6 protein-coding genes are annotated in these 5,704 nt (G+C 72.1%); 3 read left to right on the forward strand and 3 right to left on the reverse strand.

The window, feature by feature from the left end:
* The 3 genes from ABD284_RS25605 to ABD284_RS25615 form a co-directional block, all read right to left on the reverse strand.
* A partial coding sequence (locus ABD284_RS25605; protein ID WP_344149038.1) for an ATP-grasp domain-containing protein occupies positions 1–843 on the reverse strand: 843 nt, incomplete at its 3' end.
* Positions 844–1,167: 324 nt separating this feature from the next.
* Complete coding sequence (locus ABD284_RS25610; RefSeq protein ID WP_344149053.1) at positions 1,168–1,908, reverse strand: TSUP family transporter; 741 nt, start codon at positions 1,906–1,908, stop codon at positions 1,168–1,170.
* Positions 1,909–2,207: 299 nt separating this feature from the next.
* Positions 2,208–2,639, reverse strand: a complete 432-nt coding sequence (locus tag ABD284_RS25615) for a cobalamin B12-binding domain-containing protein (protein ID WP_344149041.1) — start codon at positions 2,637–2,639, stop codon at positions 2,208–2,210.
* Positions 2,640–2,792: 153 nt separating this feature from the next.
* Here ABD284_RS25615 and ABD284_RS25620 point away from each other — a divergent pair, with 153 nt between their 5' ends.
* The 3 genes from ABD284_RS25620 (at position 2,793) to ABD284_RS25630 (ending at position 5,462) form a co-directional block, all read left to right on the forward strand.
* Positions 2,793–3,101 (forward strand): hypothetical protein, encoded by a 309-nt coding sequence (locus tag ABD284_RS25620; RefSeq protein WP_344149044.1) that lies wholly within the window; start codon positions 2,793–2,795, stop codon positions 3,099–3,101.
* Positions 3,102–3,283: 182 nt separating this feature from the next.
* Complete coding sequence (locus ABD284_RS25625) at positions 3,284–4,987, forward strand: AlkA N-terminal domain-containing protein (protein WP_344149047.1); 1,704 nt, start codon at positions 3,284–3,286, stop codon at positions 4,985–4,987.
* On the forward strand, positions 4,869–5,462 hold the full coding sequence (locus ABD284_RS25630) for a methylated-DNA--[protein]-cysteine S-methyltransferase (RefSeq protein ID WP_417788577.1): 594 nt from the start codon (positions 4,869–4,871) through the stop codon (positions 5,460–5,462). Before ABD284_RS25625 ends, ABD284_RS25630 begins: the two co-directional genes overlap by 119 nt.
* Positions 5,463–5,704: the final 242 nt, after the last annotated feature.

The following is a 5,704-nucleotide window of genomic DNA, read 5'->3' on the forward strand; positions in this document are numbered from 1 at the left end:
CACCCCGCCGTGGGCCTCACCGGCGTAGGAGACCACGTCCAGCGTGGACATGACCAGCCCGGCACCGTTGCCGATGATGCCGACCTGCCCGTCCAGCTTGACGTAGTTCAACCCCTTCTCCTTGGCCTTGACCTCGAGGGGATCGCCTTCGGCTGCGAAGGCGAGGCTCTCCAGGTCCTGGCGGAAGTCGGCGTTCTCGTCCAGGGTGACCTTGCCGTCGAGGGCCACGACGCGGCCGTCGCCGGTGAGGATCATGGGGTTGACCTCGACCAAAGTGGCGTCGCGGCCGACGAACACGTCCCAGAGCTTGCTGATGGCCTCGGCCGCGCCCTGGGCGGCGGCCTCGGGCAGCTTGGCCTTGGCGACGATCTCGGCGGCGACCTCGGGGGGCGCGCCCTTCAGGGCGTCGACCGGCACCTGGGCGACGGCGTCGGGGTTGGTCGCGGCGACCTCCTCGATCTCGACGCCGCCCTCGGCGGAGCAGATCGAGAGGAAGGTGCGGTTGGCCCGGTCCAGCAGGAAGGAGAAGTAGTACTCCTCGGCGATGTCGCTGGCCTCCTCGATCAGGACCCGGTGCACGGTGTGCCCCTTGATGTCCATCCCGAGGATCTGCCCGGCCTTGGCCTCGGCGTCGGCGGCGTCGTCGGCCACCTTCACACCGCCGGCCTTGCCGCGGCCGCCCGTCTTGACCTGGGCCTTGACCACGACCCGGGACGCGCCCGCCGCCGCGAACTCCTCGGCGATCGCACGAGCCTCTGCGGCCGTGCTCGCCACCTTCCCCTGGGGTACCGGTACCCCGTATTCCGCGAAGAGTTGCTTCGCCTGGTATTCGAACAGGTCCACGAGGGTCCGTCCTTGTTACTAGCTGGCTGCTGTGGTGTGCGGCGGCCGGCCGGACCGAAAACGCGGGAACCGCCACGGGTCCCGCCGCGTTGAAACAGGGCTCGAAACGCCAACCGCAACATGCGGAAGCTTAGTCCTCCCTGAGCTTGACGGCAGACACCGGGGCAGCGGTGACCAGTCATACCGCTTCCGGAAATCGCGGAACAGCCCGTTCACGCCCGGTCGTCCGATGAGAACCGGTGTGCGGATTCACACAGGATCACAAGACCACGGGCTCGGGTGTGAGGCCGTGCGCGCCCGCCCGCGCGAGGGCGCGGCGCCGTCTCAGGCGAGTGTCTCCCAGGCGAGGCGCACCAGAAGCGCGAGCACGACGACCACCAGCACCACCCGGACGAACCCCGCTCCCCGGCGCAGCGCCATCCGCGCGCCGATCTGGGCGCCGGCGACGTTGCACACCGCCAGGCCCAGCCCCAGCAGCCACAGCACGTCTCCGTTCCAAGCGAAGACCGCGAGCGCGCCCAGGTTCGTCGCGGTGTTGACCACCTTCGCCGACGCGGAGGCGCGCACGAAGTCCAGGCCCACCACCGCGGTCAGTACCATGATCAAGAAGGTTCCCGTCCCCGGGCCGATCAGGCCGTCGTAGAAGCCGACCCCGCCCCCGGCCAGCAGCACCGCCACGACGACGCGCCGCCGGGTCAGCAGTGCGGGATCGGCCACGGCACCCATCGCGGGGCGCGCGATGACGAGGACCAGCACGACCGCGAGCACGAGCATCACCGTCGGCCGCAGCGCCTCGGAGGAGACCGACCCGGCGAGCGCGGCCCCTCCTCCTGCACCCAGCAGCGCCAGGCCGGCGGTCGGCCACATGATCCGCGGGTCGGGGCGCACACCGCGGATATAGGTGACGGCGGCCGAGGCCGTGCCCATGATCGCGGTCAGCTTGTTGGTGCCCAGCAGCGGCGCCACGGGGGCGTTGGGGAAGGCGACGAGCATGGCGGGCAGCATCAGCAGCCCGCCGCCGCCCACGACGGCGTCGACCCAGCCGGCGGCGAGGGCGGCGGTCATGAGCAGGGCGACGATCTCGGGGCCGGTCTCCACGCCGCTACCTCGGCCTTCGCGCCACAGCCGGAGCGTCCGAAGCGGGCGTCGACGGCCGGAGCGCTAGCGCGAAGCGGTCGCCGCCGCGCGGGCGGGGAGCCGGCGGGTGCGGAAGCGGAGTCGCGGCGCAGGAGGGCCGACCGGACCGGTCGGCACGTAAGGGAGACACAAAACAGACATTTTACTGCCGTGGATCGGCCCGGCCCGCGCCGCAGGGTGCTCCCCGGCGGATCTCACACCGCGACGGGGTCATGACGCGTCGGCGGTCACCCGGCGGCGCCACTCGCTCCGGCGTGCTGGGGCCTGATGTTCTCCCGGACCCATTCGCTGATCTCGGTGGTGGGCGTGCCGGGAGTGAACACCTTGGCCACGCCCATCGCCTCCAGCTCCGGCACCTCCGCCTCGGGGATGATGCCGCCGCCGAACACGGTGATGTCGCGGGCGTCGTTCTCGGCCAGCAGCTCCATCACCCGGCCGAAGATCGTCATGTGGGCGCCGGAGAGCACCGACAGCCCGATCGCGTCGGCGTCCTCCTCCAGCGCGGCGCTGACGACCATCTCCGGCGTCTGGCGCAGCCCGGTGTAGATGACCTCGACGCCGGCGTCGCGCAGCGCCCTGACCACGACTTTCACGCCGCGGTCGTGGCCGTCGAGCCCGGGTTTGGCGACGACGACCCGCACGGTCGATGACCCGCCCATGTGCGTCCCTCCTGCCGATTGCCCGGTCCGCGCGACCGCCGGCGCGCACAGCGCCGCCCGCCCGCCACCGGTGGACCCGTTAACGAACAGTAACGTACGTCACCGCATGTTGGACGCGCGAGGGCCGGGTAGCCATCGGGCATGAGTGGAGACATGAGCGAAGACGAGTCGCCGCTGGAACTCCTGGAGACGCAGGTCCTGCGCGACCGCGCGGTGGCCCTCGCCCGCCATCGCTGGGACATCCGCTTCTTCTGGCGGCTGCTGGGCATGCTCCCCGCCGCCGAGGCCGCTGCGGGCAACCTGGAGGCGAGCGAGGCGGGCGTCGCCCAGGCGTCCGGCCTGTTCTACGATGCCCTGGGCGCCGACGAGGACCCCGACGTACAGGAGCAGCTGCGCCCGATCTTCATCGACTACCTGCATAGACACGGCGACGCCGCCGAGAGGTCGAGCGACTCCGCCTGAACGGCGGCGCCGGTGCGCGCGAGCGGGCGGGTGCGGGCCCGAGCGCGTCCGGCAGCCCGCGGCGCTCGACCGCGCGCCGGCGCCGGCACCGGGAGCCCCGGACCGACCGCAGTGGCCACCCGGATCTCCATGTCTGAAATCCGCTAGCGTGGCTCGGGTACGCGCACGATGATGGATGCGTGATGGACGACGACCAGCGCTACCTGGCGGTCCGCAGCAAGGACGCACGCTTCGACGGGGTCTTCTATGTCGGAGTGACCAGCACCGGCATCTACTGCCGGCCGAGCTGCCCCGCAGTCACGCCCAAGCGCGAGAACACCCGGTTCTTCCCCTCTGCGGCGGCCGCTCAGCGGGCGGACTTCCGCGCCTGCAAGCGGTGCCGGCCCGACGCTTCGCCCGGGTCACCCGAGTGGAACGTGCGCGCCGACATCGTGGGCCGCTCCATGCGGCTGATCTCCGACGGTGCGGTCGACCGCGACGGGGTCGCGGGGTTGGCCGAGCGGGTCGGCTACAGCGAACGCCAGCTCAACCGGCTGCTCGTGGCCGAGCTGGGAGCGGGGCCGCTGGCGATCGCCCGCGCGCAGCGGGCCCAGACCGCGCGCGTGCTGATCGAGACGACCGACCTGCCGATGAGCGACATCGCGTTCGCGTCGGGCTTCTCCAGCATCCGCCAGTTCAACGACACGGTGCGGGAGGTGTTCGCCCGCGCCCCCTCATTGCTGCGCCGTACGGGCACGGGGCGAGCGCCGCACGCCTGCAGCGACGGCACGGACGCGGACGCCGCGGGGCTCACGGCGCCGTCGGGTGCCCAGCAGTCCGGCACTGTCACGGTGCGGCTGCCGCTCCGCCCGCCGATCGACCTCGACCACCTCTTCGGTTTCCTCGCCGCGCGCGCGGTGCCGGGGATCGAGGAGGTCGTCGACGGCGGCTACCGGCGGGTGCTCAACCTCCCGCACGGCCGCGGGATCGTGTACATCTCGCGCGGCGACACCGACGACCACGTGTGGTGCCGTCTCTGCCTGGACCTGATGAAGGATCTGGGTACGGCCGTGCACCGCTGCCGGAGGCTGCTGGACCTGGACACCGACCCCGACGCGGTCGCCGCCGCCCTCGGCGCCGAGGGCGGCCCGCTGGCCGGGATCGTCGCCGAGCGTCCCGGGCTGCGGGCGCCCGCGAGCGCCGACGCCGCCGAGATGGCCGTACGCGGCATCATCGGCCAGCAGGTCTCGGTCGCGGCGGCGCGCACGGTGGCCGGTCGGCTGGTGGAGCGCTTCGGCACGCCGCTGGCGTTTCCCCAGGGCGGTCTGACCCGGGCCTTCCCCGGCCCGGAGGTGCTGGCCGCGGCCTCCCCCGAGGACCTGCCGATGCCCGCCGGGCGCGCCAAGGCGCTGATCGCGCTGAGCGAGGCGCTGGCGTCCGGCCGGATCGAACTGGACCCCGGCGTCGACCGCGACGAGGCCTCCGCCCGGCTGCGCGAGCTGCCCGGCATCGGCCCGTGGACCTCCGACTACATCCGCATGCGCGCCCTCGGCGATCCCGATGTGTTCCTCGGGACCGACCTGGGCGTGCGCAAGGCGCTGGAGCGCCTCGAGCTGCCCGGCGACCCGCGCTCCGCCGACCGGTCGGCGCAGGCGTGGCGGCCCTGGCGCTCCTACGCCACACACCACCTCTGGGCGGCCGGCACGCGCCCCAGCGGAGCCGACGGCACACCCGCGACCACCACCCCGCGATCGGAGGGGCAGGCACACGACGATGAGGACAGCGACGATGACCGCAGACCCGAACACGATTCAGGACGCTCTGCCGCTGGAGGTGGCCGAGCCCGCAAGCGAGCGCGTCGCTCCGGCGCGGTTCGCCGAGCCCCGCAGCGTGACACCCCTGTATGACCTGGTGCCCTCCCCGCTGGGTGAGCTGCTGCTCATCGGCGACGGGGAGGCGGTCACGGGGCTGTACATGAGCCCGCACGAGCGCTTCGCCCAGGAGATCGAGAACGAGTGGCGGCGCGAGCCCGCGGCGCTGCGGGAGGCGGCCGAGCAGCTCGGCGCCTATTTCGCCGGGGAGCTGCGGCAGTTCAGCCTGCCGCTGGCTCCGCGGGGGACCGCCTTCCAGCGCACCGTCTGGAGTGCGCTGACGACGATCCCGCACGGGCGGACCGCCACTTACGGCGAAATCGCCCGTTCGATCGGGCAGCCGAACGCCTCGCGTGCGGTGGGCATGGCCAACAACCGCAACCCGATCTCCATCCTCGTGCCGTGCCACCGGGTGATCGGCGCCAACGGCGCGCTGGTCGGCTACGGCGGCGGAATTCCACGGAAGGAGAGCCTGCTCAGCCTGGAGCGGGGGACCGGCCTCAACGGATAGCCGATGCCGGCGCGATCGGGGCGGGGCACCGCGTAGCGGAGTCCCGCCCCGATCCGTGTATGCCGCACCGGAGCGCATACTCCGGGTTCACTTTCACTCACCGAACGTTTCTGCATTCGGGCATAAAAAAAGGCGGGGGCGCAACCCGAACAAACGGGCCACACCCCCACCAACAAAAAATGCGGCAGCAACCTACTCTCCCACCCCCACCATGAAGGCAGTACCATCGGCGCAAAGAGACT

The organism is Streptomonospora arabica, from assembly GCF_039531585.1.
Classification (GTDB): Bacteria; Actinomycetota; Actinomycetes; order Streptosporangiales; family Streptosporangiaceae; genus Streptomonospora; species Streptomonospora halophila.

What these genes read in the sequence shown, in the direction of transcription:
- ABD284_RS25610 (WP_344149053.1), bottom strand. Translation starts at nt 1,908, where the DNA reads ATGACCGCCGCCCTCGCCGCCGGCTGGGTCGACGCCGTCGTGGGCGGC.
- ABD284_RS25615 (WP_344149041.1), bottom strand. Translation starts at nt 2,639, where the DNA reads ATGGGCGGGTCATCGACCGTGCGGGTCGTCGTCGCCAAACCCGGGCTC.
- ABD284_RS25620 (WP_344149044.1), top strand. Translation starts at nt 2,793, where the DNA reads ATGAGCGAAGACGAGTCGCCGCTGGAACTCCTGGAGACGCAGGTCCTG.
- ABD284_RS25625 (WP_344149047.1), top strand. Translation starts at nt 3,284, where the DNA reads ATGGACGACGACCAGCGCTACCTGGCGGTCCGCAGCAAGGACGCACGC.
- ABD284_RS25630 (WP_417788577.1), top strand. Translation starts at nt 4,869, where the DNA reads ATGACCGCAGACCCGAACACGATTCAGGACGCTCTGCCGCTGGAGGTG.